The sequence below is a fragment of the Zoogloea sp. genome (genome assembly GCF_041914405.1).
GTDB lineage: Bacteria > Pseudomonadota > Gammaproteobacteria > Burkholderiales > Rhodocyclaceae > Zoogloea.
Genome location: NZ_JAYSDK010000007.1, coordinates 119,392 through 142,132 on the forward strand (window position 1 = coordinate 119,392; position 22,741 = coordinate 142,132).

Annotated in this window: 19 protein-coding genes; 6 read left to right on the plus strand and 13 right to left on the minus strand. The window is 66.7% G+C overall.

The genetic code is table 11. The features are described from left to right. Positions 1–115 precede the first annotated feature (115 nt). Together ACE3RX_RS06405 and ACE3RX_RS06410 are read right to left on the minus strand one after the other, a co-directional pair. Positions 116–1,693 carry a methyl-accepting chemotaxis protein gene (locus ACE3RX_RS06405; RefSeq protein ID WP_374481499.1) on the minus strand — a complete coding sequence of 526 codons (1,578 nt, stop codon included), beginning with the start codon at positions 1,691–1,693 and terminating at the stop codon, positions 116–118. A 127-nt stretch (positions 1,694–1,820) separates the two neighbouring features. Then, positions 1,821–2,516, minus strand: coding sequence for a hypothetical protein (locus tag ACE3RX_RS06410; protein WP_374481501.1), 696 nt, complete (start codon positions 2,514–2,516; stop codon positions 1,821–1,823). A gap of 159 nt (positions 2,517–2,675) precedes the next feature. On the opposite strand from ACE3RX_RS06410, the gene ACE3RX_RS06415 reads away from it, so the two are divergent. Beyond that, the gene (locus tag ACE3RX_RS06415; RefSeq protein WP_374481503.1) at positions 2,676–3,332 is read left to right on the plus strand and encodes a hypothetical protein; all 657 of its coding nucleotides are present in this window, start codon (positions 2,676–2,678) and stop codon (positions 3,330–3,332) included. Positions 3,333–3,380: 48 nt separating this feature from the next. Beyond that, positions 3,381–3,911, plus strand: a complete 531-nt coding sequence (locus ACE3RX_RS06420) for a DUF4337 domain-containing protein (RefSeq protein ID WP_374481505.1) — start codon at positions 3,381–3,383, stop codon at positions 3,909–3,911. A 75-nt stretch (positions 3,912–3,986) separates the two neighbouring features. Here the strand turns inward: ACE3RX_RS06420 and ACE3RX_RS06425 are convergent, their stop codons facing one another. From ACE3RX_RS06425 to ACE3RX_RS06455, 7 genes are all read right to left on the minus strand, one after another. Further along, on the minus strand, positions 3,987–4,760 hold the full coding sequence (locus tag ACE3RX_RS06425) for a TIGR01458 family HAD-type hydrolase (protein ID WP_374481507.1): 774 nt from the start codon (positions 4,758–4,760) through the stop codon (positions 3,987–3,989). 137 nt (positions 4,761–4,897) lie between these two features. After that, a complete protein-coding gene (locus ACE3RX_RS06430; RefSeq protein WP_374481509.1) occupies positions 4,898–8,332 on the minus strand; it encodes a bacteriohemerythrin in 3,435 nt (1,144 codons plus the stop codon). Positions 8,333–8,388: 56 nt separating this feature from the next. Next, a complete protein-coding gene (locus ACE3RX_RS06435) occupies positions 8,389–9,012 on the minus strand; it encodes a DUF1638 domain-containing protein (protein WP_374481511.1) in 624 nt (207 codons plus the stop codon). Beyond that, positions 9,012–10,058, minus strand: a complete 1,047-nt coding sequence (locus ACE3RX_RS06440; protein ID WP_374481513.1) for a uroporphyrinogen decarboxylase family protein — start codon at positions 10,056–10,058, stop codon at positions 9,012–9,014. Before ACE3RX_RS06440 ends, ACE3RX_RS06435 begins: the two co-directional genes overlap by 1 nt. Beyond that, on the minus strand, positions 10,055–10,753 hold the full coding sequence (locus tag ACE3RX_RS06445) for a B12-binding domain-containing protein (protein WP_374481515.1): 699 nt from the start codon (positions 10,751–10,753) through the stop codon (positions 10,055–10,057). The genes ACE3RX_RS06440 and ACE3RX_RS06445 overlap by 4 nt, the downstream gene beginning before the upstream one ends. Position 10,754: 1 nt before the next feature. Beyond that, complete coding sequence (locus tag ACE3RX_RS06450) at positions 10,755–12,362, minus strand: ASKHA domain-containing protein (RefSeq protein ID WP_374481517.1); 1,608 nt, start codon at positions 12,360–12,362, stop codon at positions 10,755–10,757. Continuing rightward, positions 12,359–15,199, minus strand: a complete 2,841-nt coding sequence (locus tag ACE3RX_RS06455) for an EAL domain-containing protein (protein ID WP_374481519.1) — start codon at positions 15,197–15,199, stop codon at positions 12,359–12,361. Before ACE3RX_RS06455 ends, ACE3RX_RS06450 begins: the two co-directional genes overlap by 4 nt. 142 nt (positions 15,200–15,341) lie before the next feature. On the opposite strand from ACE3RX_RS06455, the gene ACE3RX_RS06460 reads away from it, so the two are divergent. Then, positions 15,342–16,118, plus strand: a complete 777-nt coding sequence (locus ACE3RX_RS06460) for a hypothetical protein (RefSeq protein ID WP_374481521.1) — start codon at positions 15,342–15,344, stop codon at positions 16,116–16,118. Between the two features lie 88 nt (positions 16,119–16,206). On the opposite strand, the gene gatB is transcribed toward ACE3RX_RS06460, so the two are convergent. The 4 genes from gatB to gatC all read right to left on the minus strand — a co-directional run bounded on the left by gatB (position 16,207) and on the right by gatC (position 20,038). After that, positions 16,207–17,667 (minus strand): Asp-tRNA(Asn)/Glu-tRNA(Gln) amidotransferase subunit GatB, encoded by a 1,461-nt coding sequence (gene gatB / locus ACE3RX_RS06465; protein WP_374481523.1) that lies wholly within the window; start codon positions 17,665–17,667, stop codon positions 16,207–16,209. Positions 17,668–17,693: 26 nt separating this feature from the next. Beyond that, on the minus strand, positions 17,694–18,212 hold the full coding sequence (locus tag ACE3RX_RS06470) for a hypothetical protein (RefSeq protein WP_374481525.1): 519 nt from the start codon (positions 18,210–18,212) through the stop codon (positions 17,694–17,696). An 8-nt stretch (positions 18,213–18,220) separates the two neighbouring features. Next, the gene (gene gatA, locus ACE3RX_RS06475; protein ID WP_374481527.1) at positions 18,221–19,675 is read right to left on the minus strand and encodes an Asp-tRNA(Asn)/Glu-tRNA(Gln) amidotransferase subunit GatA; all 1,455 of its coding nucleotides are present in this window, start codon (positions 19,673–19,675) and stop codon (positions 18,221–18,223) included. Between the two features lie 75 nt (positions 19,676–19,750). Next, complete coding sequence (gene gatC, locus ACE3RX_RS06480) at positions 19,751–20,038, minus strand: Asp-tRNA(Asn)/Glu-tRNA(Gln) amidotransferase subunit GatC (RefSeq protein WP_374481529.1); 288 nt, start codon at positions 20,036–20,038, stop codon at positions 19,751–19,753. Positions 20,039–20,148: 110 nt separating this feature from the next. On the opposite strand from gatC, the gene ACE3RX_RS06485 reads away from it, so the two are divergent. From ACE3RX_RS06485 to mreD, 3 genes are all read left to right on the plus strand, one after another. Beyond that, positions 20,149–21,192, plus strand: coding sequence for a rod shape-determining protein (locus tag ACE3RX_RS06485; RefSeq protein ID WP_374481531.1), 1,044 nt, complete (start codon positions 20,149–20,151; stop codon positions 21,190–21,192). Between the two features lie 111 nt (positions 21,193–21,303). Continuing rightward, complete coding sequence (mreC, locus tag ACE3RX_RS06490; protein WP_374481533.1) at positions 21,304–22,212, plus strand: rod shape-determining protein MreC; 909 nt, start codon at positions 21,304–21,306, stop codon at positions 22,210–22,212. Between the two features lie 3 nt (positions 22,213–22,215). Next, complete coding sequence (gene mreD / locus ACE3RX_RS06495) at positions 22,216–22,737, plus strand: rod shape-determining protein MreD (RefSeq protein WP_374481535.1); 522 nt, start codon at positions 22,216–22,218, stop codon at positions 22,735–22,737. The last annotated feature ends 4 nt before the right edge of the window (positions 22,738–22,741 follow it).

Here is a 22,741-nt window from a genome sequence, read left to right on the forward strand (position 1 = left end):
TCAGGGTTTCCTTTATGTGACGGTTTTGCGTCACCGCCTGGCAATCGCCGCGGAGAGAGCCAATCGGAGCACACAGGCACGGCCTGAACAGCGCCTTATCCTGGTGACGACTTTTTCAGACCCTGAAGCGTGCCACCTCGGCCTGCAGATCCTGGGCCAGGCGTTCCAGTTGCAGCGCTGCCGACGACACCTCCGAGGCCGATGAGCGGCTGGCGTCGGTCATCTGCGCAATGCGCTCCACGTTCTTGGCGATCTCCGCGCCGGCGATGCGCTGTTCCCGCAGCGCTGTGGAAATGTCGGTCACCGCGCCCAGCACGCCCTGCGAGCCGTCGCTGATCTGCTGCATCGATGCTCCCGCCGCCTCGATCTGGCGCACGCTGTCGGTCACGAACTCGTTGCCCTTCTGCATCACTGCGGATGCCGCTTCCGTGCTGTGCTGGACCGACGCCACCATGCTGGTGATGTCCTGGGCCGAGCTGGTCGTCCGCTCGGCCAGCTTGCGCACCTCGTCGGCGACGACTGCAAAGCCGCGCCCCTGTTCCCCGGCCCGGGCCGCCTCGATGGCCGCGTTCAGCGCCAGCAGGTTGGTCTGGTCGGCCACGTCCTTGATCACCTGCACGATGCTGCTGATGTCCAGCGCCTGCTGGCCGAGAGCCTGCATCTGGCCTGTCGCGTCATTCACCACCTGGGCAACCCGCTGAATCTCGGTGATGGCTTTCTGGACGTCCTGGCCACCCTGGCGCGACAGCGCCCCCGACTGCTGGGCCCTTTCCTCCGCCTGGGTGGCGTTGTCCGCCACCTGGTCGATGCTCACCGAAAACTCCTCCACCGAGGCCGCCACCGAGGAGGTCGCGTCGCTCTGCTGGTTGGACGTCTGCAAGACCCCGTTGGCCGCCGCAGTCAGCTGGGCGGAAGCACTGGAAAGCCGGTGGGAGCGGTCCCGCGTGCGTTCGACGATGGACTGCAGTTCGGCGACGAAGGCATTCACGCTGGCCGCCACCTCGTCCAGCTCATCCTGGCCCCGGTTGGGCAGGCGCTGGGTCAGATCGCCCTGACTCAGCGGCGCCAGCTGCCGCAGCATTCCCTGCAGGGCGGATTGCAGGGACAGGGATACGCCGAGAACCACCAGGGTGGTCATCACGATGCCCACCGCCAGCAGGCCGATGACGATCCAGAACACCTTGGACGACACTGCCCGCGCCTCTTCCACGCCCTTGGCCGACTCCTCCCGCCGCTGGGCGATGAATCCGTCCAGATCCGCCTGGAAGGGCTTGAACTGCTGGTTGTATACCTGCAGCAGCGCCTCGTTGGCGACCTTCGGATTGTCCGCGGCCGTGGCGATCAGCTTGAGTGAGCTGTCCCGATACTGTTCCCAGCGTTTCAGGATCCCGACCAGCGCCTCGCGGACCTCGGCCCGGCGGATCACCGCCACCGCATGCTGGCCGTTGCGCTCGATGTTCTGTGATGAGGCGCTGAAGATCTCCTTCGTCTCCGCGAGCGCGGGGTCGAGCATGACGGTTGCCGCCGCGCTGGCCTTCACTTCCAGCAGGTCGGCCACGTAGTTCTCGCGCCGGTGGGCCGTGTCTTCGGTGCTCTGGATGGCATTCAGCCCCCAGATGGTGGTGGCCGCAATGATCAGCAGTCCCGTTACCGTGATGCCGCCAAGGGCCCTGAGTTTGGTCCGTATTTTCATGAGACGCCCCCCCTGAAACAAGAAGAAAATGAATCTGCCATGGAGCATGTCGTGTGAGTATGGACTTAGTTCGGGGCACGCGTCTCGAAAAGCGCCAGGCCCGCCCGGACAGACCTCCGCATGGCGGTCAGAACAGCCTGTCGGGCGTGTAGCGGATGCCAAAGGATAGCCAATGGTTCTTGCCCGGCCCGGCCAGTTGTTGCCCGGTCGTAGCATCGACTTGGAACAGATCGGGGATCACCGAATAGCGGACCCCCATCTGCCCATAAGCCATGCCGTGGTTGTCGCCGTAGGTCTCGGCAATGCCGAGCAGCCCGGGCTGCAGGCTGAACTCGCCGCCGATCCCCCAGGACGCACTGCTGCGCCCAGAGGCCCTGTCCTTCAGCCAGCCCAGATTGGCATGGACAACGACCCGGTCGTCATGCAGGGAAAGGGAAGCCGGGACATAGGCGTAGGTATTGCCCAGCAGGTTCGGGCCGGGGTTGATCTCCGGATGGCGGATGGTACCCGCCGCCAGGCCCCAGCCCCAGCCGTTGGTTTCCAGCGGGCGGAACAAGGTCTTGGCCTGGAACACAAAATCCCGCGTTGGCGATTCGCCGTCGTACTTTGCCCGCCCGCCGCCAAAGGTAAATTCCAAGTTCCCGGTCGGATTGCAGGCCGGCAGTGCCCAGAGCTCCCGGCCATCCGGGTAAATGCGCGTCCAGCTCTCGAACTGGCAACTCCCGCCGGTGGTCAGGCGTGCATCATCCGTGACGAACGGGCGGGCAGCGAAGACGCAGGACGGAAAGATCAGGGTCACAGAGGCCAGGACTGCGGATTTCATCCCGGCATTCTATTGGGTGGAGGTGGCACCCATATTTCCTGACGCTTTTCTCGTCTGCCCCTGGCCCCCTGTCCTTTGCGGCAAAAATCCCGGAAGATCGCCCCTCTTGAATCGCCCCACCCCATTCCGGCGGCGGGGTTGCCATTGGGGCCCACTCACATGAAGTTCGTTCGAACCGTTGCCGCGCGCAGTGCGCTGCGGGGCCTGGCGCTGGCCTGCGGGCTGTCGGCTGCGCCTGCCTTTGCGGACATGACCATCGTGATCCTGCGCCACGGCGAGAAGCCCGCCGACGGGCTGGGCCAGCTCACCTGCCAGGGGCTCAACCGCTCGCTGGCGCTGGCGCCGTTGCTGCTGTCGCGCTTCGGCGCGCCGGATGGGGTGTATGCGCCCAATCCGGGGGTGCTGAAGAAGGACAAGGGCGTGCCCTTCAACTATGTGCGTCCGCTGGCCACCATCGAGCCGCTGGCGATCCGCGCCGGCAAGCCGGTCACCCTCGGCGGCGGCATGGAGGACATCAAGCCGCTGGTGCACCAGGTGCTGGCCAAGGAGGCGGGCACCCATGTGATCGCCTGGGAGCACCACTGGGGCGAATCCCTGGCGCGCCTGTTCCTCAAGACCCTCGGCGCCGACCCCAAGGCGGTGCCCAAGTGGGCCGACGACGATTACGACAGCCTCTACGTGATCCGCGTGCAGCAGACCAGGCACGACGCGCCGGTGGCCCGTTTCAGTGTTGAAAAGCAGGGTCTGGACGGGCTGCCCGAGGGCTGCGCGGTGCTGGCGCCCGCTGCCACCGTGGCACCGCCTGTTGTCGAGTGAAGGCGGCGTGATCCACCGCCGGTATTTGCAGCAAGGAAAGCTGGAAGCATGAGCGAAGAAAAGAAGGAGCCGTGGCTCAACGGCATGTCCCTGGCCACCGTGGTGCTGGCCGTGTGCGCAACCCTGTCCACCTTCAAAGGCGGGTCGTTCTCGACCCAGGGGGTGGTCAACCAGGCGCTGGCCTCGGACCAGTGGGCTTTCTACCAGGCCAAGAGCACCAAGCAGCATCTTTTTGAAGCGCAGGTGGAGCAGTTCCGCCTGCAGGCCATGGCCCTGCCGCCGGACAACCCGGCGGTGCCCGCCTACCAGCAGAAGATCGCCGAGTACCAGAAGGAGATCGAGCGCTACAAGCAGGAGAAGAAGGACATCGAAGCCAAGGCCCGCGGCTTCGAGGCCCTGCGCGACGAGGCCAAACTCCACGGCCGCCCCTTCGGCCTGGCGGTGATCTTCCTGCAGGTGGCGATCCTGCTCAATTCGGTGGCTGGCCTGGTCAAGGCCAAGCGGGTGTGGTGGACGGCGATCCCGATCGGGCTGGTGGGGGTGGCGCTGTTTGCGGATGGGTTCCTGGGGTTCCTGTAAGCGCCCTTGGTTCCCGCTGGCGGCGTCCCCGGCTGGGGCGGCGATGAGCGCGTCGCCAACGATGCTTGCTGGGTATCAGAGGCCTGCCGCCAGCAGCGCGACGGCAGCGGTGAAGTCATCCACCACGGCAGCCGGGCGGTGGGTGGGGTGCTGCTCGTCGCTGGGGCGGAACTTGCCGGTGCGCACCAGGATGCCGGGAATGCCGGCGGCCTGGGCGCCGCCGATGTCGTCGGCCAGGTCGTCGCCGATCAGCACGGCGTCGGCGGGGGCCACGCCGAGTTCGTCGAGGGCGCTGTGGAAGAAGGGCGCGGCGGGCTTGCCGACTACTTCGGCCTGGCGTCCGCTGCTGTATTCCAGGCCGCTGACGAAGGCGCCCATGTCGAGGGTCAGGCCGTCCTGTCCCATGAAGTAGCGGTTGCGGGCCATCACGATGAAGGGCAGGCCCTGCATCAGCAGGCGGAAGACGGTGTTCAGCGCGGCGTATTCGAAGTCCGGGCCGGCGTCGCCGATCACCACCGCGTCAGGCGTGGCGTGGCTCGCGCCGATCTCGTCGGCGATGTCCGGGTGGACCAGATAGTGGGGATGCAGGCCGCGCTGCTCCACCAGCCGGCGGGTGGCCAGCACGGCGGTCTGGATCTCGTCGGGGGCGATGTCGAAGCCCATCTTGTTCAGGCTGGCGACGATGCGCCTGCGCGGGCTGCGCGTGGTGTTGGTGAGGAAGCGTAGCGGCAGGCCGAGGCCGCGCAGAGCCTTGAGGGCGTCGACCGCGCCGGGGATGGCCTGGTCGTCGATGTGCAGCACGCCGGCCAGGTCGATCAGCACGGCGCGGGGGGCGGTGGGCAGGGGCATGGATGTTTTTCAGGCCGGGGCCAGTGGCGGAAACGGGTTCAGTAGAGACAACAGGCTGTAGGGGCGAAATAAATCGCCCGCCGCGCGGGGCGCAATCACCGCGGGCGAATGAATTCGCCCCCACAGAAGCCCCTGCGTCAGGCGCGGGCGGCGCGCAGGCTGCGCAGCAGGGTGGCGAACAGCAGGGCGGGGGCGACCGGCTTCGGGATGAAGTCGTTCATGCCGGCCTCCAGGCAGCGCGCGCGGTCTTCGGCGAAGGCGTTGGCGGTCATCGCGACGATGGGGGTCAGGCGGTGCTGCGCCAGCTGGCGGATCTGGCGGGTGGCGTCCAGTCCGTCCAGGCGTGGCATCTGCATGTCCATCAGGATCAGGTCGTAGGGGCTGGCGCTGGCGCGCTCGACGGCTTCGAGGCCGTCGTTGGCGACGTCCACCACCAGGTCCGCTTCTTCCAGAAACAGGCGGGCGACCTCTTGGTTGGTGGGCTCGTCCTCCACCAGCAGCACCCGGCGCTGTCCGTAGTGCTGGCGCAGTTGTCCGGCGGCGTCTTCGTCGGTGGGCGTGTCGATGTCCGCCACGGTCTGCCGGTCATGCTTGAGGCGGGCGGTGAACCAGAAGGTGCTGCCCTGGCCGGGTACGCTGTCGGCGCCGGCTTCGCCGCCCATCAGGCCGGCCAGCTTGCGGGTGATGGCCAGGCCCAGGCCGGTGCCGCCGTACTGGCGGGTGGTGGAATTGTCGGCCTGCTCGAAGGCCGAGAACAGGCGGGCCAGCACGTCGGCGGCGATGCCGATGCCGCTGTCCCGGACTTCGAAGCGCACCAGTGCCGCATCCGGGCTGTCGTCGGCGATGCGGCAGGACACGTGAATGCTGCCCGCGTCGGTGAACTTGACCGCGTTGGCCAGGTAGTTGAGCAAGGCCTGCTGCAGCCGGGTCGCGTCGCCGCGCAGTGCCGGTGCCGGGTCCGGTGACAGGCAGACGCTCAGCTGCAGCTGCTTGGCGTGGGCGCGTTCCTGCACCATCGCGGCAGCGCTGTGCAGCAGGGCGTGCAGGTCGATCGGCTGGTCGGCGAGCTCCAGTTTGTCGGCTTCGATCTTCGACAGGTCGAGTACCGCGTTGATGATCTCCAGCAGGTGCTGGCTGGCGTCCTCGATCTTGCCCAGGCGCTCCGCCTGCCTGGCGTCCACACCGTCCCGCCGCAGCAGGTACACCATGCCGTTGATGGCATTGAGCGGTGTGCGGATCTCGTGGGACATGTTGGCGATGAAGGAGCTCTTGGCCCGGTTGGCGGCGACCGCGGCTTCCCGCTGGGCGCGGGTGCGTTGGGCGCGGATGCCGAAGCTCAGGTTGGCGACCAGTTCTTCGAGCAGCGCGATTTCATCGTCGCCGAAGGCGTGGGCTTCGGCGGCGTAGATGGTCAGCGCGCCGAAGGCCTGGTCGTCGGTGCGCAGCGGCAGGGCGATCGACGAGCGGTAGCCGCGCTGGGTGGCGGCGCCGCGCCATGGCTGCAGCGCAGGGTTGCTGTGCACGTCCTGGTTGACCTGGGTCTGGCCGGACCAGATGGCGGTGCCGGTGGGGCCGCGGCCGATGTCCAGGTCGCGGTCCCAGCTGATCCGGACCTTGTCCAGGTAACCCTCTTCGTAGCCCGAGCGGGCGACCGGTGTGACGGTCTTGCCGGGGTCGTGTTCGGCGTAGCCGACCCAGGCCATTACGTAGCCGCCAGATTCGACTACCAGTCGGCAGATATGCTCAAGCAGCGGCAGCTCCGCCTCGTCGCGGACCAGCGCCAGGTTGCATTCGCTGAGCAGTCGCAGGGCCCGGTTCAGGCGTTGCTGTTCGTCGCTGGCCCGCTTGCGTGCGGAGATGTCGGTATGGATGCCGATCATGCGCAGCGGCGTGCCGTCCGTGTCCCAGTGGACGATCTTGCCGACCGACTCGATCCACACCCAGGCGCCGTCGCGGGTACGGCGGCGGTATTCCATGCTCTCCGGGCCACCGCTGCGCAGGCAGGCGGCGAACTTTTCCTGCAGTGCCGGGGTGTCCTGCGGGTGGATGTTGGCCAGCCAGTTGGTGAGGCTGCTTTCGAAGCCGTCGGCCGGATAGCCGATGATGCTGGCGTAGTTGTCGCTGACGTTGATCCGTCCGCTCCGCAGGTCCAGGTCGAACCAGCCCTGGTTGGAGGCCCCGAGGGCCAGGCGCAGGCGTTCCTCGCTCTCGCGCAGGGCTGCCTCGGCCTCGGTGCGCGCGGTGATGTCCTGGAACACGGTAGCGAAGCGACCGGGGGCGGGCGAGAACACCGAGATGGTGAACACCTTGTCGAGCGGCGCGAAGCGGGACTCGAAGCGGACCGGTCCGCCGCCGCCGGCGACCCGGGCGTAGGTGTCGAGGAAGGGCACCTGGCCATAGACCTGGCTGGCCAGGCGGCCGATCACGTCCTGCTGGGACAGGCCGAGGATGGTTTCGAAGCCCGGATTCACGTCGAGGATGAGGTAGTCCTGCGGCTGGCCGGCGGCATCCAGCACCAGCTGGTGGATGGCCACGCCTTCGGTCATCGCCGTGTACAGGGAGTGGAACTTCTGTTCGCTTTCGCGCAGGCCGTCGACCGCGTTGCGGAGGTCGGTGATGTCCTCGTACACGCCGAGCACGCCGATGATCTCTCCGTCATGGCCGTGCAGCGGCACCTTGGAAGAGCGCAGGTAGATCTGGCGGCCGTCCGGGGTGGTCTGGGGTTCCTCGTAGCCGAGCTTGGCCTTGCCGGAACTGATCACGGCCTGGTCGTCGGCTCGGTAGATGTCCGCCTCCGGCGCCCAGGCCATGTCGTAGTCGTCCCGGCCGATCAGCTCGGTGGGGTTCGCCTTGCCGGCATCCTGGGCAAACACCGGGTTGCAGCCGAGGTAGCGTAGCTCGCGGTCCTTCCAGAAGACGCGCATCGGCACGGTGTCGATGATGGTCTGCAGCAGGGTGCTGGATTTCTCGAGGGCGTCCTTCGCCTCGGTCAGGGCGATCTCGGTGGCACGGCGCTCGGTCAGCTCGCGCATCAGCCGCAGGGTGTTGGTCGACAGGGTGGAATAGATCGACAGGATGAGGTCGATCAGGGTCCGCGTGGCGCCGCTCATCCGTCTTGCGGCGCGGGTCTTTGCGTCATCGAGGGACAGGCCGTCCTGTAGGGCCTGCACGGTGTAGGCCATGAAGCGGTCGCTCTCGAGGATGTGGGAGGCCAGCCAGCGGGTCAGGAACTCCAGGATTTCCTCGGCGACCTCCTGCTGCGGGCGGCCGGGCAGATTTCGCCGGGCTTCCTGTACGTAGCGGATGAAGTCGGCGTGGCTGTCGCTGTGGGCGATCTGCTGGGGGGTGCCGCCCATGAAGGCGCCCCAGATCTGTTCTTCGTGCTCGAAATGGTAGACCGTGTAGGCGGCCAACTCGTCGAACAGCTGTTCCAGACTCAGTTCGTCGCTGTGCCGCGCGAAGCGGCTGGCGAGCTGGTTGAGCAGGTCCACCAGCTTGCGATGCTGTTCATCCACGGTGGGCAGGCCCGTGCAGAAATTGTCATCCCACGGGAATATGTCGATGCGGTTCATGGGGGAAGGCACTGCGGGGGATGGCCGATTATTGCGCGATTCCTGTGGCTGAGCGGTCAAATTGTGCGTCGCACAGGATTTTTTGCCGGGCCGGTGTGCTGCTGGCAGCGCGCCAGTGCCTCGGCCAGCACCTGCTCCAGCTGCTCCAGCCCGATGTCCAGCCAGCGCAGCGGGAGCCCCACCGACTCCGCCGCATGGCGCGCCTGGGCGCTGAAGTCGCCGGAGCAGGGGGTGCGCAGGGCCAGGATGTAGCGGTTGGAGAGCTGGAAGATCTCGCGGGTCGCCTCGGGGTGGTCGCCGAAGGTGACGCGGATGGCGTCGTCCCAGTGCAGCGCCCAGTCCTCGAGCAGGAAGAAGGCGCCGGCTGAGAGCTCGTCCATGAAGCGCTGGTGGCCCAGCAGCATGGCGACGCAGTTCTGTCCTTCGGTGCGGAAGGTCTGCGCGGCATCCAGCATCGCGTCCATGCGTGGATGACAGCAGCCGTAGAAGACCAGCTTGGCCGGCTCCGGGTGGCGGGCCAGGTTGGCGGTCAGCGCGGCTTCGAGCTTTTCCAGGTCGATGTGCAGGGAGGAGGGCAGGAAGTCGGTGTCCACCGGCCAGCCATTGCGCTCGATCAGGTGATGTACTTCTGCGGCGAGGATCCCGCAGCCCAGCAGGCTGCAGCGCGGGGCTGCGGCCATCAGGCCTCCAGCCTGTCGGGGCGGCCGAATTCGCAGGCAGCGTCGATCATCGCCTTGATATTGGCTTCGGGAATCCCGAAGGGCATCAGGATGGTGCCGAAGAACAGCTTCTTGCTGATCTTCAGGCCACGCTGCACCAGGCGCTTCACTTCGGCCCGGACTTCGTCCGGCGTCCAGTCGATCAGGCGGATGTCGTTGATGACGGCGCCGCACAGGGCGCGGTCGGCGACGATGCGCATGGAGTCGCCGATGTCGTCCATCGGGCCGGGGTAGTAGGTGCCGAAACCGACCTCCTCGATGACCTGGTCGAGCACTCCGTTCACGCGGGCGCCGCCCACGTAATAGACGACGCCGTCGAGGCCGCCGGTGGCCAGGTCGCGCTTCATCCATGGCAGGGACAGCTCGCGGAACATGGACATCGGCACGATGTCGGTGGAGCCGTAGGGGTCGGCATAGACCAGCACGTCGGCGCCAGCCTTGCGGTAGGCCTCGATCTCCTTCTGGAAGAAGGCCGAACATTTCTCCAGCAGCAGGTCGCGCATCTCGGTGGGGCCGAGCATCAGCAGCTCGATCCACTTCTCCATGCTCATCAGGATCGCCGGCAGCGACATGGAGGCGGTCAGGTAGGCACAGATCGGCGCCTTGCCGCCCACTTCGCGTTTGAGAATTTCCAGGCAGTGGGCGGTCTCGGCGAAGGCCGGATGGGTGGAGATGTCGTCGGGTACCTCGAGGCGCTCGATGTCGGCGTAGGACTTGATGACGAAGTCCTCCACATTGGGCGGGCCGTCATTGGCGTACTTGATCTTCCGGCAGCCCAGCAGCTCGGCCTCGCGGCCCACATAGAACAGGCTCCAGACGTTGTCGTGGCCGTATTTGCCGAGCATGCGCAGCTGGGCTTCGGCGACATATTCGCCACGGGAGAAATAGGTTTCGAGGGGCATGCCGAGTTCACGGGCGCCCTGGTCCACCAGGTTGCAGAACACCGGGATGCGGTCGAGGATCTCGCCGCGGGCGGCGGCGGCGAGCCGGTCCATGCCTGTGATCATGAGCGTGCTTCCTTGATGAAATCGAGAATGACGCGGGCGGCGCTGACGCCGTTGTCGGCCCAGGCGTCGGCGCCGACGATCTGGTACAGCCGGGGGTCGTAGCGGAAGGGGGCGCCGCCGACCACCAGGCGGATGCGCCCTTCGAGCTGGCGCTCGCGCAGCAGCTGGCGCACCTTGATGGCGCCGTTCTCGCCGCGGGCGGTATGCACCATCATCGCCGACACGGCGATCACCGAGGCGCCGCGGGCGACGGCCTCGTCCACAAAGCGTTCGGCCGGCACGTTCACGCCGAGGTCGATGGCGTCGATCATCTGGGCCTTCAGGCAGCCCATGACGATGCGCTTGCCGAGGGTGTGCAGGTCGCCGGCGGCGGTACCGATGATGACGTGGCCGACCATCTCGGGCGGCTTGGCGAACTGGGCCAGCATCCGGTCGGTGACGTCCGCCGCAATGTGGGCGGTCATGAAGTGCTGGGCCAGGTTGGTGTCGAAGCCGTCGTTGATGGCCTTGATCATCATGTCCAGCCCGGGGATCACCACCTTGAAGACGATGTCCTCCGGCGAGACGCCGCTGGCGCGGGCGGCATCCACCACCGCCAGCGCTGTCGTCCGGTCAGCGTTGTAGATGGCCTCGGTATAGGCCTTGAGGATGTCGTCGAGCATGCGGGCTGCTCCCGGTGGGGTAAGCGGATCCATTCTAGGCTGGGAGGGGCTGGATGTAGAGGTTCTCGATGAACAGCATTTCGAAGCGTTCCGCTTGGCTCAGGTTGAACAGCCTGGCCCGGTGGCGGATGGCAGCCAGCGGGTCGGTGCCCGGGGCGGCGAACAGCAGGGCTTCGCAGCCTGCCAGGGCCGAGTTGGCCGCGGCGCTGATCCGCTCGACGGGGATGGTGGGCAAGAGGCCGATGGCCTGTGCATGGGCGATGTCGAGCAGGCGGCCGAAGGCCCCGCAAGCGTGGATGCGCTGGATCTGGCTGGGGTGGATGCCGGCCTCGTCGCACAGCCAGCGGATGCCGGCGCCGATGGCCGCCTTGGCGCGCTGGAACACGTCGATGTCGGCCGGACTCAGCTGCAGCCCTGCCGACCCGGCATCCAGTGGCTGGCCCGACTGGCCCGGGGGCAGGCGCAGGCGGCCGAGCGGGCTGAGCAGGTCTTGCTGCCGCAGCAAGGCCAGCGCATCCACCAGGCCGGAGCCGCAGATGCCCCGGGCGGGGCCGTCGCCGAGGACCCGGCAGCGCCACTCCCCTGGCCTGGGGCCGGCTGCGATGCGATAGATGGCCCCGGTTTCGCCGGGCATGCCGCAGGAGATGCCGCTGCCTTCGAAGGCCGGTCCGCCGGAGGTGGAGGTGATGTGCAGGCGCTCGCCGTCCCACAGGGCGAGTTCCGAATTGGTGCCGAAATCCACCAGCAGGGCGTTGGTCGGGCCTGCGCAGAGGCCGGTGGCGAGGATGCCGGCCAGCAGGTCGGAACCGACGAAGCCGCCGAGGGGGGCCACGAAGTCGAGCCGGCAGTCGGCGGCCAGCCCCCAGGCGGCGCGCAGCGCGGCCGGGTCGGCGGGGGAGATGTCGATGGTCCGGGTCCAGTTGTCCGGGTCGAGTAGCAGGGCCTGGTTGCGGCCGGCCAGCAGGCTCAGCATGGCGGTGTTGCCGACGATGCGGACCTCGCCGATATCGGTCGTGGCGAGTTGCAGGTCGGCCGTCAGGGTGGCCAGTTCGGCGGCGATGGCCCGGATCACCCAGGCTTGCAGGCGTGCGGCGCTGGCCGGGCTGCGGGTGGCTTCGGCGAGACGGCTGAGTACGTCGGCGCCGGCCGGGATCTGGGGGTTGAGGCCGGCCCGGCCGGCCAGCCGGCGCGCGCTGGGCAGATCCCACAGGCTGAGGCGGATGTGGGTGGTGCCGAGGTCGATGGCCAGCCCGCAGGGGCGGGCTGGGTGGCGCGGTTGGAGCGGGACGGGCTGCGGGAAATATTCGTCTTCACGCAGCGCCCGCCAGGCCTGGTGGGCTGGGCCGAGTGGACGGGTGAGCACGATGTCGCCGCGGGGCCGCAGCTGGCAGGCCAGCCGCTGACCACCCTCCAGCTCGGCGGGCCGCAGCAGGCGTTGTTCACCGGGTGTCGGGGCGCTCGCGTCGCCGTCCACCAGTTGCACCCGGCATTGGCCGCACAAGGCCTGGCCGTTGCAGCTGCCGGTCGGCGCCAGGCCTGTGCCGACCAGGGTGTCCTGCACGCTGTGGCCGGGCTGGACGCTCACCCGGCGCTCGCCGTCGGCGCCGAGCAGGGTGATGGTGGAGGGGGGGGCGCTGCTCACTGGAGCTCTTCCCGCAGGCTGCGCCCGTTGAGCTGGGCGACGTAGTCGTCGGCCGGCACCGGGCGGCTGAAGTGGTAGCCCTGTGCCTCGTCGCAACCGTTCTGGTGCAGGCATTGCAGCTGTTCGATGGTCTCGACGCCCTCGGCGATGACCTTGCACTTGAGGCTGTGGGCCATGCCGATGATGGCGCTGATGATCGCCTCGCTGTCCGACGAGTGGGGCAGGTCGCGTACGAAGGACTGGTCGATCTTGAGCTTGTGCACGCGGAAGCGCTTGAGGTAGGACAGGGAGGAGTAGCCGGTGCCGAAGTCGTCGATGGAGAGGGTCACGCCGAGCTCCGACAGCTTGTCTACGGTCTGCACGACGAAGGCCGGGTCGTCCATCGCCATGCTCTCGGTCAGCTCCAGTTCGAGCAGCCGCGCGGGGAGGCCGTATTCGTCGAGCAGGGTGGCGATTTCCAATGGAAGGGTGGGTTGGCGGAACTGGGCCAGCGACAGGTTGACTGCCAGCGGGACCACCGGGATGCCTGCCCGTAGCCAGCGCGCCTGCTGCTGGACGGCCTGGTTCAGGACGAAGCTGCCGATCTCGAGGATCAGCCCGCACTCCTCGGCCACCGGGATGAACTCGCCGGGCGACACCCAGCCGAGCTCCGGGTTGTGCCAGCGCAGCAGGGCCTCGGCGCCGACGATGGTGCCGCCGCCGATGTCGAACTGGGGCTGGTAGTGCAGGAACAGCTCGTTGCGCTCCACCGACCGCCGCAGGGCGCTTTCGATGCGCAGCACGTTCTGGGCTCTGGCGTGCAGCTGGGTGGTGAAGAACTGGTAGTTGTTGCGGCCGGTCTGCTTGGCCCGGTAGAGGGCGGCGTCGGCGGCCTGGGTCAGGCTTTCGTAGCTGTGGCCGTTTTCCGGGTAGAGGGCGATGCCGATGCTGACGCCGACGCTGAGGTCATGGCCGTCGTAGCTGACGCTCTCGGCCACCGCGTGGAGGACCTTGTTGGCGACGCTTGCCGCGCCGTGGGCGTCGGCGCCCGGCAGCGCGATGACGAACTCATCGCCGCCGATGCGCGAGACCGTGTCCTCTTCGCGCAGCAGGGCTTTCAGGCGCGTCGCCATCTCGACCAGCAGCGCATCGCCGGCCAGGTGGCCGAGGGAGTCATTGACGTTCTTGAAGCGGTCCAGGTCCAGGTACATCAGCGCCAGCCGCCCATGGTGCCGCTGGGCGCTGGCCAGCGCGCTGCCGACCCGGTCCTGCAGCAGGGTACGGTTGGGCAGGTTGGTCAGCGGGTCGTAATGGGCGAGGCGGCGGACCTGCTCCTCGACGGCCTTGCGGGAGGTGATGTCGCTGAAGATCGCGACGTAGTTCAGGATCTCGCCGGATTTGCTGGTGAAGGTGGCGATCGACAGCCATTCCGGATACACGGCGCCGTCCTTGCGGCGGTTCCAGATCTCGCCGCTCCATTCGCCCTGATGGGTGACCGCCTGCCACAGCTCGGTGTAGAACTTGCGGTCGTGGCGTCCGGAGGCCAGCATTTTCGGGTTGCGGCCAAGCACTTCGGCTTCCGTGTAGCCGGTGATCCGACTGAAGGCCGGATTGACCGAGATGATGTGGTTGTGGGCGTCGCAGACCATCACCGCCTCGTTGCTGACTGACAGCACCCGGCTGGCCAGGTCCACCTCGAGCAGCAGCTTCTCCCTTTCAGTGATGTCCTGGCGGGTGTAGAGGTAGTGGGTCATCCGCCCGAAGCTGTCGAACACCGCCGAGGCGGTGATTTCTTCCCAGTGGAGATCGCCGTCCTTGTGGCGGTTGGCCTGCACGCCGCGCCAGGGGCGGCCGGAACGGATCTGCTCCTCGATCTGCGCGAATTCCGCGGCGGATACCTCGGTGCTGAAGAGGGCCTCCCGCGGCTGGTCGTAGAGTTCGCCGAACTGGTAGCCGGTGGTTCGCGTGTAGGCCGAATTGACGTACTCGAGTTCGCCGCGGGCATTGACGATCTGCACGGCGGTCGGGTTCTGTTCGATGGCCTGGGCGAGGCGGTTGATCTCGTTTTGGAACAGGTGACGGTTGGTGATGTCGGTGGCCAGCCCGTCCCATACGACGGAGCCGTCGGCATCCATGCGGGGCCGGGAGTGGGCATGGACCCAGCGCCATTCGCCATTTGGCAGGCGCATGTGGAGGTCCATCGAGAAGTCAGTCAGCGTGCTGCGGCTCAGGGATTCGGACATCCGGTATTCGGGCAGCTGCTCGGGGTCGATCTGGTTGAACAGCCGCGTCGCATCGGCGATCACCTCGGTCGGGCTGAGGCCGTTGAGACGTTCGATGCCCGGCCCTATATGCAGGAAGCGGGGCGTGCCGTCGGCGTCGATGGTGTATTCGTACAGATAGCTGTCGGGAATGCTGTCCGCCATGCTGCGCAGGCGTTCCTCGCTGGTGCGCCGCTCGGCTTCGGCGATCTGCAGCTTTTCGTTCAGGGCCTTCAGCTGGGTGACACTCGGGAATTCGAGAAAATCCGGCAGCAGCTTCCACACCGTGATGGCGGTGAGCAGCGACAGCAGCGCGGTGACGATGACGGCCAGGCTCTCGATGTAATAGATCGGCCACCACAGTTCGACGACGTGCAGGACATGGGTGATGCCACATGCAAAAATGAAGATGGCAAAGAGCCAGTGTAGTTTCTTGAACTTGATGTCCGGTCGCTGGCGGACGAAGCGGAAGATGAAGAAGGGGATCGAGAAATATGAAAGTGCGATGACGCCGTTGCCCAGAACATGGGAGATGATCAGTTCCGGGCGCCATGACAGGCTGTAGCCGTGCGGCATGAGTTGGAAGAGGTCAATCACGGCGGAGGTCGGCTAGGCGGAAGGTGGGCCGGAGCTACACGATGGCAATATTGGCATTTGTACAAGGTAACGCCTAATTTTGCCGAATATTCCAATTCAAAATAGTGCGAAATTACGGCTTTGGGCGTCTAGATGGTGATCCATGAATAAACTGATTGCAGAACTGCAGCGGCTTTTTTTCCATCCCGGCCTGTCGCCGGATGAGGTGTCCCTGGCGAGCGGTGCGGCGCAGGCCTTCGAGCCCATGGGGCCGGATGGGCAGCTGCGGGCCATGGTGCTGGGGGTGAGTGGGGCGGAGGCCTGGGACTACGTGGCCGCCCTGTGGCAGGAAGTCCAGGACGACCTGCAACTGCCGGCGCCGGTGATGGCGGTGACGGGGGCGGATGGTTTCCTGCTGTGGTTCTCGCTGGCCGAACCGGTGCCGCTGCCGAAAGCCCGCGCTTTCCTGGCCGGGCTGTGCCGGCGCTATCTGGGTGAGCTGCCCGAGGCGCGCTTGATGGTCTGCCCGCCGGGGCCGGTGAGCCTGATTCCTGCCATCAACGGGGCCAGTGGCAAGTGGTCGGCCTTCATCGATCCGTCCATGGGCAGGGTGCTGGCCCATGAGCCGTGGCTGGATATCGCGCCAAACCCGGAGCGCCAGGCCGATCTGCTGAGCAATTTTGCGCGCATCGAGCGGGACGCCTTCGAGCGGGCGGTGGCTCAGCTGGCCCCGCCACCGGCACTGGCGACGCCGACGGCGGTGGAGGCCGTTCAGGCCGGCGTGCCGGTGCTGCCGGCGGGAGGGACGACCGAGAGACTGGGCGTCGAAGGCTGCTTCGGTGATCCGAAGAGTTTTCTGCTGGCAGTCATGAACGACCCGACTGCCAGCGCTACCCACCGCATCGACGCGGCGAAGGCCTTGCTGCCCTATTGGAAGTAGGGGCGAATTCATTCGCCCTACGCGCGTGGATGAGCCACCGCGGGCGAATGAATTCGCCCCCACAGGGGCAGCCCTTAGGGCTAAAGGTTTAGCCGAGCTTCTTCTTCAGCAGCTCGTTCACCTGGGCCGGATTGGCCTTGCCCTTGGAGGCCTTCATGCACTGGCCGACCAGCGCGTTGAAGGCCTTCTCCTTGCCGGCGCGGAATTCCTCGACGGACTTCTGGTTGGCGGCCAGGACTTCGTCGATGATCGCCTCGATGGCGCCCGTGTCCGTGACCTGCTTGAGGCCCTGGGCCTCGATGATGGCGTCGGCGGAGTCGCCTTCCTTGTTCCACAGCGCCTCGAAGACCTTCTTGGCGATGGCGTTGGAGATGGTGTTGTCGGCGATGCGCTGCACCAGGCCGGCCAGTTGGGCGGCGCTGACGGGGCTGGCGGTGATGTCCAGCTCGGCCTTGTTGAGGCGACCGGCTAGTTCGCCCATCACCCAGTTGGCGCAGGTCTTGGCATTGGCCGTGCCGGCGGCAGCGACGGTGTCGAGGTAGAACTGGGCGACTTCGCGGCTGGCGGTGAGGGTGGTGGCGTCGTAGGCGGACAGGCCGTATTCACCCTGGAAGCGGGCCGACAGGGCTTCCGGCAGCTCGGGCAGCTCGCCCTTCACGCGCGCGATCCACTCGCTGGAGATCACCAGCGGCAGCAGGTCGGGGTCGGGGAAGTAGCGGTAGTCGTGGGCGTCTTCCTTGCTGCGCATGGCGCGGGTCTCGCCGGTGTCCGGATCGAACAGCACGGTGGCCTGCTGGACCTTGCCGCCGTCCTCGATCAGCTCGATCTGGTACTGGACTTCGTAGTCGATGGCCTGCTGCAGGAAGCGGAAGCTGTTGAGGTTCTTGATCTCGCGGCGGGTGCCGAACTCGGCCTGGCCGCGGGGGCGCACGGAGACGTTGGCGTCGCAGCGGAAGGAGCCTTCCTGCATGTTGCCGTCGCAGATGTCGATCCAGCGCACCAGCGCGTGCAGGGCCTTGGCGTAGGCGACCGCTTCAGCCGATGAACGCATGTCGGGCTCGGAGACGATTTCGAGCAGCGGCGTGCCGGCGCGGTTGAGGTCGATGCCGGTCATGCCGTGGAAGTCTTCATGCAGGCTCTTGCCGGCATCTTCTTCCAGGTGGGCGCGGGTCAGGTTGACGACCTTCTCGTAGGCGCCGCCCTTGCCGTCCGGCACCTGCAGGGTGATCTGGCCGCCCTGGACCACCGGCAGCTCGTACTGGCTGATCTGGTAGCCCTTGGGGAGGTCGGGGTAGAAGTAGTTCTTGCGGGCGAAGACGCTCTTCGGCGCGACGGTGGCGCCGATGGCGAGGCCGAAGCGGATGGCCCGCTCGACGGCACCCTTGTTGAGCACCGGCAGTACGCCAGGCAGCGCGATATCCACCGCGCAGGCCTGGGCGTTGGGCTCGGCGCCGAAGGCGGTGCTGGCGCCGGAGAAGATCTTGGACTGCGTGTTGAGCTGGGTGTGGATTTCCAGCCCGATGACGACTTCCCAGTCGGTTCTGCTCATGTTTGCTCTCTAGATTTCTTGGTCGTTCAGTCGCACTTGCCAGTGTTCTTGTCGATCAGCAGCGGCCACACGTAATCCTGGGCGCTGGACGGGGAACACATGGTGTGGCAGCCGGCGAAGGCGACGGTGATCTGTTCGCCCTGCTCCCACAGCCGCACGCGGCAGTCGCGGGGGCCTTCCAGTTCGACGGAAGGCAGGGCCTGGGTTTGATGAAAGTTGGCCAGGTCGTAGCGGCAGCTGCCGCGCTTGGGCATCGTCAGCTCGACGTTGAGGGCCCGGACCTTGGAATTGAACACGTCCACCGTGGCCTTGCCGGAGTTGCCGGTTTCGTCGCGGAAGCGGCATTCGGTGGCGACCGTGAAGGTGCGCAGCGGCATCGGCTTGAGGCGGCCGGATGGTGCCGCCGGGGCTTCGGACGGGCGCTGTTCGCCGGGCGCCTGCGGTGCCGTCGATGGCCGTGGCGCGACTGCCGAACAGCCGGCCAGCAGCGCCACGGCCAGGCCGGCGGCGATGCGGGAGGTGATAGGACGCGGTACGGCGCTCATCGGAGATCTCAGATGCCGGCAGGGGCCCGGGTGTGCCAGTCGGTGTGCTGCTGGTACTGGTGGGCGGCGTTCAGCAGGCGGGCTTCGCTGAAGTAGTTGCCGATCAGCTGCAGGCCCACCGGCAGGCCGCCGGCACCGAAACCGGCCGGGTGGGACAGCCCAGGCAGGCCGGCTAGGTTGACCGCGATGGTGTAGATGTCGGACAGGTACATCTGGACCGGGTCGTCGCTCTTCTCGCCGATGCCGAAGGCCACCGTCGGGCTCACCGGGCCGGCGATCACGTCGCACTGCTGGAAGGCGGCGGCGAAGTCGTTGGCGATCAGGCGGCGCAGCTTCTGGGCCTTGATGTAGTAGGCGTCGTAGTAGCCGTGGGACAGCACGTAGGTGCCGACCAGGATGCGCCGCTTGACCTCGCTGCCGAAGCCTTCGGCGCGGCTCTTGCAGTACATGTCGTTGAGGTCGCCGTAGTCGGCGGCGCGGTGGCCGTAGCGCACGCCGTCGAAGCGGGACAGGTTGGAGCTGGCTTCAGCCGGGGCGATCACGTAGTAGGCCGGGATCGCCAGGCGGGCGTTGGGCAGGCTCACCTCGACGGTGGTGGCACCGAGCTTGCGGTATTCGGCGATGGCGGCGTCGACGGCGGCGCGTACGTCGTCCGACATGCCTTCGGCGAAAAATTCCTTGGGCAGGCCGACGCGCAGGCCAGCGAGGGGCTTGGCCAGGTCGCGGCCGAAGTCTTCGGCGCCCTGTTCGAGGCTGGTGGAGTCACGCGGGTCGTGGCCGGCTATGGCGGACAGCAGCAGCGCGCAGTCTTCGGCGCTGTAGCCGAAGGCGCCGCCCTGGTCCAGCGACGAGGCGTAGGCGATCATGCCGTAGCGGGACACGCGGCCATAGGTCGGCTTGATGCCGGTGATGCCGCACAGGGAGGCCGGCTGGCGGATCGAGCCACCGGTGTCGGTGCCGGTGGCGATCGGCACCATGCGTGCCGCGACCGCTGCGGCGGAACCGCCGGACGAGCCGCCGGGCACCTTGTCGGTGTTCCAGGGGTTGCGCGTCGGGCCGAAGTGGGAGTTCTCGTTGGAGGAGCCCATCGCGAACTCGTCCATGTTGGTCTTGCCGACCATCACCGCGCCAGCCTCTTTGAGCAGGCTGACCACGTGGGCGTCATAGGGGCTGACGAAGTTGGACAGCATCTTCGAGCCGCAGGTGGTGAGGACGCCTTCGGTGCAGAAGACGTCCTTGTGGGCCAGCGGAATGCCGGTCAGCGGGCCGGCGGTGCCGGTGGCCAGGCGTTCGTCGGCGGCCTTGGCGGCGGCCAGCGCGCCGTCCCGGTCGACGGTGACGAAGGCGTTGATGCGGGCGTTGCCGGCTTCGATGCGGGAAAAGCTCTCGGTGGCGAGTTCGACGGCGGAAACCTTCTTGTCGCGGAGGGCCGCGGCGATGTCCTTGAGGCTGGATTCGATCATGGTGCTTGGGGCTGCGGTTTGAGCGGTGCTGGGGCGCCGGCCGGGCCGGCGGCGATCAGAGTCCGGTGGCGGGCCTTATTCGATGACCTTCGGCACCAGGTACAGGCCGGCTTCGGTCTGCGGCGCGACGGCCTGGAAGGCGGCACGGCGGTCGGTTTCACTGACCGCGTCGTCGCGCAGGCGCTGGGCCAATTCCTGGGGGTGGCTCATCGGTTCGACCCCGTCGGTGTCGACCGCCTGCATCTCCTCGATGAGGCCGAAAATTCCGTTCAGTTTGGCCTGCGTGGCCTCGGCGTCACCGGCGGCGAGTTCGAGTCGGGCGAGCTTGGCGATATGGCGGACTTCGTCGAGTGAGAGGGACATGGCTATTTACAAAGTTGCTTAAACGACAAAGGTTTGTAGGTTATCATAAGCGATTCTTCGATTGCCCAATTCCCACCTCCAACCCCTACGGTTTCCGGGATTCTCCACCGATGTTTGGTTCTCTGCGCTCCTACTTTTCGAATGACCTTGCCATTGACCTTGGCACCGCGAACACGCTGATCTACGTCCGGGGGAAAGGCATCGTCCTCGACGAGCCGTCCGTGGTCGCGATCCGCACCGAAGGCGGGCCGAACGCCAAGAAAACCATCCTCGCCGTGGGGATGTCCGCCAAGCAGATGTTGGGCAAGACGCCGGGCAACATCACCGCCATTCGTCCGATGAAGGACGGCGTGATCGCTGACTTCACCGTCACCGAGCAGATGCTCAAGCAGTTCATCAAGAAGGTGCACGATTCCCGCCTGTTCTCCCCCAGTCCGCGCATCATCATCTGCGTGCCCTGCGGGTCGACCCAGGTGGAGCGCCGGGCGATCCGTGAATCCGCCCTCGGTGCCGGTGCCAGCAATGTGTACCTGATCGAGGAGCCGATGGCCGCGGCAATCGGTGCCGGCATGCCGGTGGCCGATGCGACCGGCTCGATGGTGGTCGATATCGGCGGCGGCACCACCGAGGTGGGCGTGATCTCCCTGGGCGGCATGGTCTATGCCGGCTCGATCCGGGTTGGTGGTGACAAGTTCGACGAGTCCATCGTCAATTACATCCGCCGCAACTACGGCATGCTGATCGGCGAAACCACTGCCGAAGCGATCAAGAAGGGCATCGGCTCGGCCTTCCCGGGTTCCGAAGTGCAGGAGATGGAGGTCAAGGGCCGCAACCTGGCCGAGGGTATCCCGCGTGCCTTCACGATTTCCTCTAACGAAATCCTCGAGGCCCTCACCGAGCCCCTCAACCAGATCGTTTCCGCGGTCAAGATCGCCCTTGAGCAGACGCCGCCCGAACTGGGCGCTGACATCGCCGAGCGCGGTATGGTGCTGACCGGCGGCGGCGCGTTGCTGCGCGACCTTGACCGTCTGCTGATGGAAGAAACCGGCCTGCCGGTGATCGTCGCGGACGATCCGCTGACCTGTGTGGTGCGTGGTTCCGGCATGGCCCTCGAAAAGATGGACCAGCTGGGTTCCATCTTCACCAGCGAGTAAGCGTCGGCGACGACCGAGGCGCCCGCGGTGAACGCTTCGTTCAGCCGCGTGTGCCGGTGGCCCGGGCCAGCCCCGGGCGCGGTCGTTGCATGATCGCCGAGCGAACTGCCCATGGTTGGCCATTCGCCTCCTCCCTTCTTCAAACGCGGGCCTGCGCCGCTGGCCAAGCTCGTGTTCTTCGTGCTCGTCTCGCTGGCCCTGCTGATCAGCGACCTCAACCTGCGCTACCTGGATGCCTTCCGCAAGGGCTTGTCGGTGCTGGCCTATCCGATGCAGATGGCGGCCGCCACGCCGGCGGACTTCGTGCGCAACGCGTCGGACTACTTTGCTTCGCTGGTGCGCCTGCAGATCGAGAACAAGGAACTCAAGCGCCAGCAGTTGCAGGGCGCCGAGCGCCTGTTGCGCCTGGACCAGATCGAGCAGGAGAACCGTCACCTGCGTGAGCTGCTGGAGGTACGGGAGCGCCAGAAGGTCAATACGGTCGTTGCCGAGATCATGTACACCGCGAAGGACCCGTTCTCACGCAAGGTGATCCTTGACAAGGGTACCCAGGCTGGTATCGAGGCCGGGCAGGCGGTGGTGGACAACGTCGGCGTGGTCGGCCAGATCACCCGCGTCTTCCCGATGCAATCCGAATTGACCCTGTTGACCGATAAGGACCAGGCGATCCCGGTGATGATCGTTCGCAGCGGTTTGCGGGCGGTGCTTTTCGGTTCGGGCAACGGCCTGATGGAACTGCGCTACCTGGCTGCCAACGCCGACGTGCAGCCCGGCGACAAGGTGGTGACCTCAGGCCTTGACGGTGTTTTCCAGTCGGGCTTGCCGGTGGCGACGGTGGCGCGCGTGGAGCGCGACCAGGCCCAGGCCTTCGCGCGCATCCCGTGCCTGCCGTCGGCGGGTGTCGAGCAGTTCAGCCATGTGCTGGTACTCGGCCAACGGGCCAATGTGCTGCCTCGGCCGCCTGAACCGGAAGTCATCAACAAGGGCAAGGGGCGCAAGCCCCGCGCGGTTAAGGACTAGGCGATGCAACCGACCAACCGTTCGAGCCGAATCCTGCTGCCGGTGAAGATGTGGTTCGTCTACACCACGCTCTTCTTCGCGCTGTTCCTCAACTACATTCCCACCGGTCACTTGCCGGCGGTGCCGGATTTCGTGGCCTTGGTGCTGGCCTTCTGGTGCGTCCGCGAGCCGCTCAAGATCGGCATCGGCGCGGGTTTCGTGTTTGGCCTGTTGACCGACATCGGTGTCGGTGCTGCGCTGGGCCAGCATGCCTTCGCTTACGTGCTGCTGGCCTATGCGGCGAACGAACTGGCCCGCCGGGTGTTGTGGTTCACGCCGGTGGAGCAGGCCTTGCACGTGTTGCCGCTGCTGTTTCTGGCGCAGGTGGTGATGGTCGTCGTACGCCTGCTGGCGGGAGCCGAGTTCCCGGGCTGGTGGATGTTCTTCGGCAGTTTCGTCGGCGCAGCGCTGTGGATCCCGCTGCATTACGTGCTCCTGCTTCCCCAGTACCGGCCGGTCGAGCGGGACGAGAACCGGCCGATCTGATGCT

Bases quoted from the DNA above. Each gene is read 5' to 3' on its own strand.
- ACE3RX_RS06405 (WP_374481499.1), bottom strand. From the start codon at position 1,693: ATGAAAATACGGACCAAACTCAGGGCCCTTGGCGGCATCACGGTAACG.
- ACE3RX_RS06410 (WP_374481501.1), bottom strand. From the start codon at position 2,516: ATGAAATCCGCAGTCCTGGCCTCTGTGACCCTGATCTTTCCGTCCTGC.
- ACE3RX_RS06415 (WP_374481503.1), top strand. From the start codon at position 2,676: ATGAAGTTCGTTCGAACCGTTGCCGCGCGCAGTGCGCTGCGGGGCCTG.
- ACE3RX_RS06420 (WP_374481505.1), top strand. From the start codon at position 3,381: ATGAGCGAAGAAAAGAAGGAGCCGTGGCTCAACGGCATGTCCCTGGCC.
- ACE3RX_RS06425 (WP_374481507.1), bottom strand. From the start codon at position 4,760: ATGCCCCTGCCCACCGCCCCCCGCGCCGTGCTGATCGACCTGGCCGGC.
- ACE3RX_RS06430 (WP_374481509.1), bottom strand. From the start codon at position 8,332: ATGAACCGCATCGACATATTCCCGTGGGATGACAATTTCTGCACGGGC.
- ACE3RX_RS06435 (WP_374481511.1), bottom strand. From the start codon at position 9,012: ATGGCCGCAGCCCCGCGCTGCAGCCTGCTGGGCTGCGGGATCCTCGCC.
- ACE3RX_RS06440 (WP_374481513.1), bottom strand. From the start codon at position 10,058: ATGATCACAGGCATGGACCGGCTCGCCGCCGCCGCCCGCGGCGAGATC.
- ACE3RX_RS06445 (WP_374481515.1), bottom strand. From the start codon at position 10,753: ATGGATCCGCTTACCCCACCGGGAGCAGCCCGCATGCTCGACGACATC.
- ACE3RX_RS06460 (WP_374481521.1), top strand. From the start codon at position 15,342: ATGAATAAACTGATTGCAGAACTGCAGCGGCTTTTTTTCCATCCCGGC.
- gatB (WP_374481523.1), bottom strand. From the start codon at position 17,667: ATGAGCAGAACCGACTGGGAAGTCGTCATCGGGCTGGAAATCCACACC.
- ACE3RX_RS06470 (WP_374481525.1), bottom strand. From the start codon at position 18,212: ATGAGCGCCGTACCGCGTCCTATCACCTCCCGCATCGCCGCCGGCCTG.
- gatA (WP_374481527.1), bottom strand. From the start codon at position 19,675: ATGATCGAATCCAGCCTCAAGGACATCGCCGCGGCCCTCCGCGACAAG.
- gatC (WP_374481529.1), bottom strand. From the start codon at position 20,038: ATGTCCCTCTCACTCGACGAAGTCCGCCATATCGCCAAGCTCGCCCGA.
- ACE3RX_RS06485 (WP_374481531.1), top strand. From the start codon at position 20,149: ATGTTTGGTTCTCTGCGCTCCTACTTTTCGAATGACCTTGCCATTGAC.
- mreC (WP_374481533.1), top strand. From the start codon at position 21,304: ATGGTTGGCCATTCGCCTCCTCCCTTCTTCAAACGCGGGCCTGCGCCG.
- mreD (WP_374481535.1), top strand. From the start codon at position 22,216: ATGCAACCGACCAACCGTTCGAGCCGAATCCTGCTGCCGGTGAAGATG.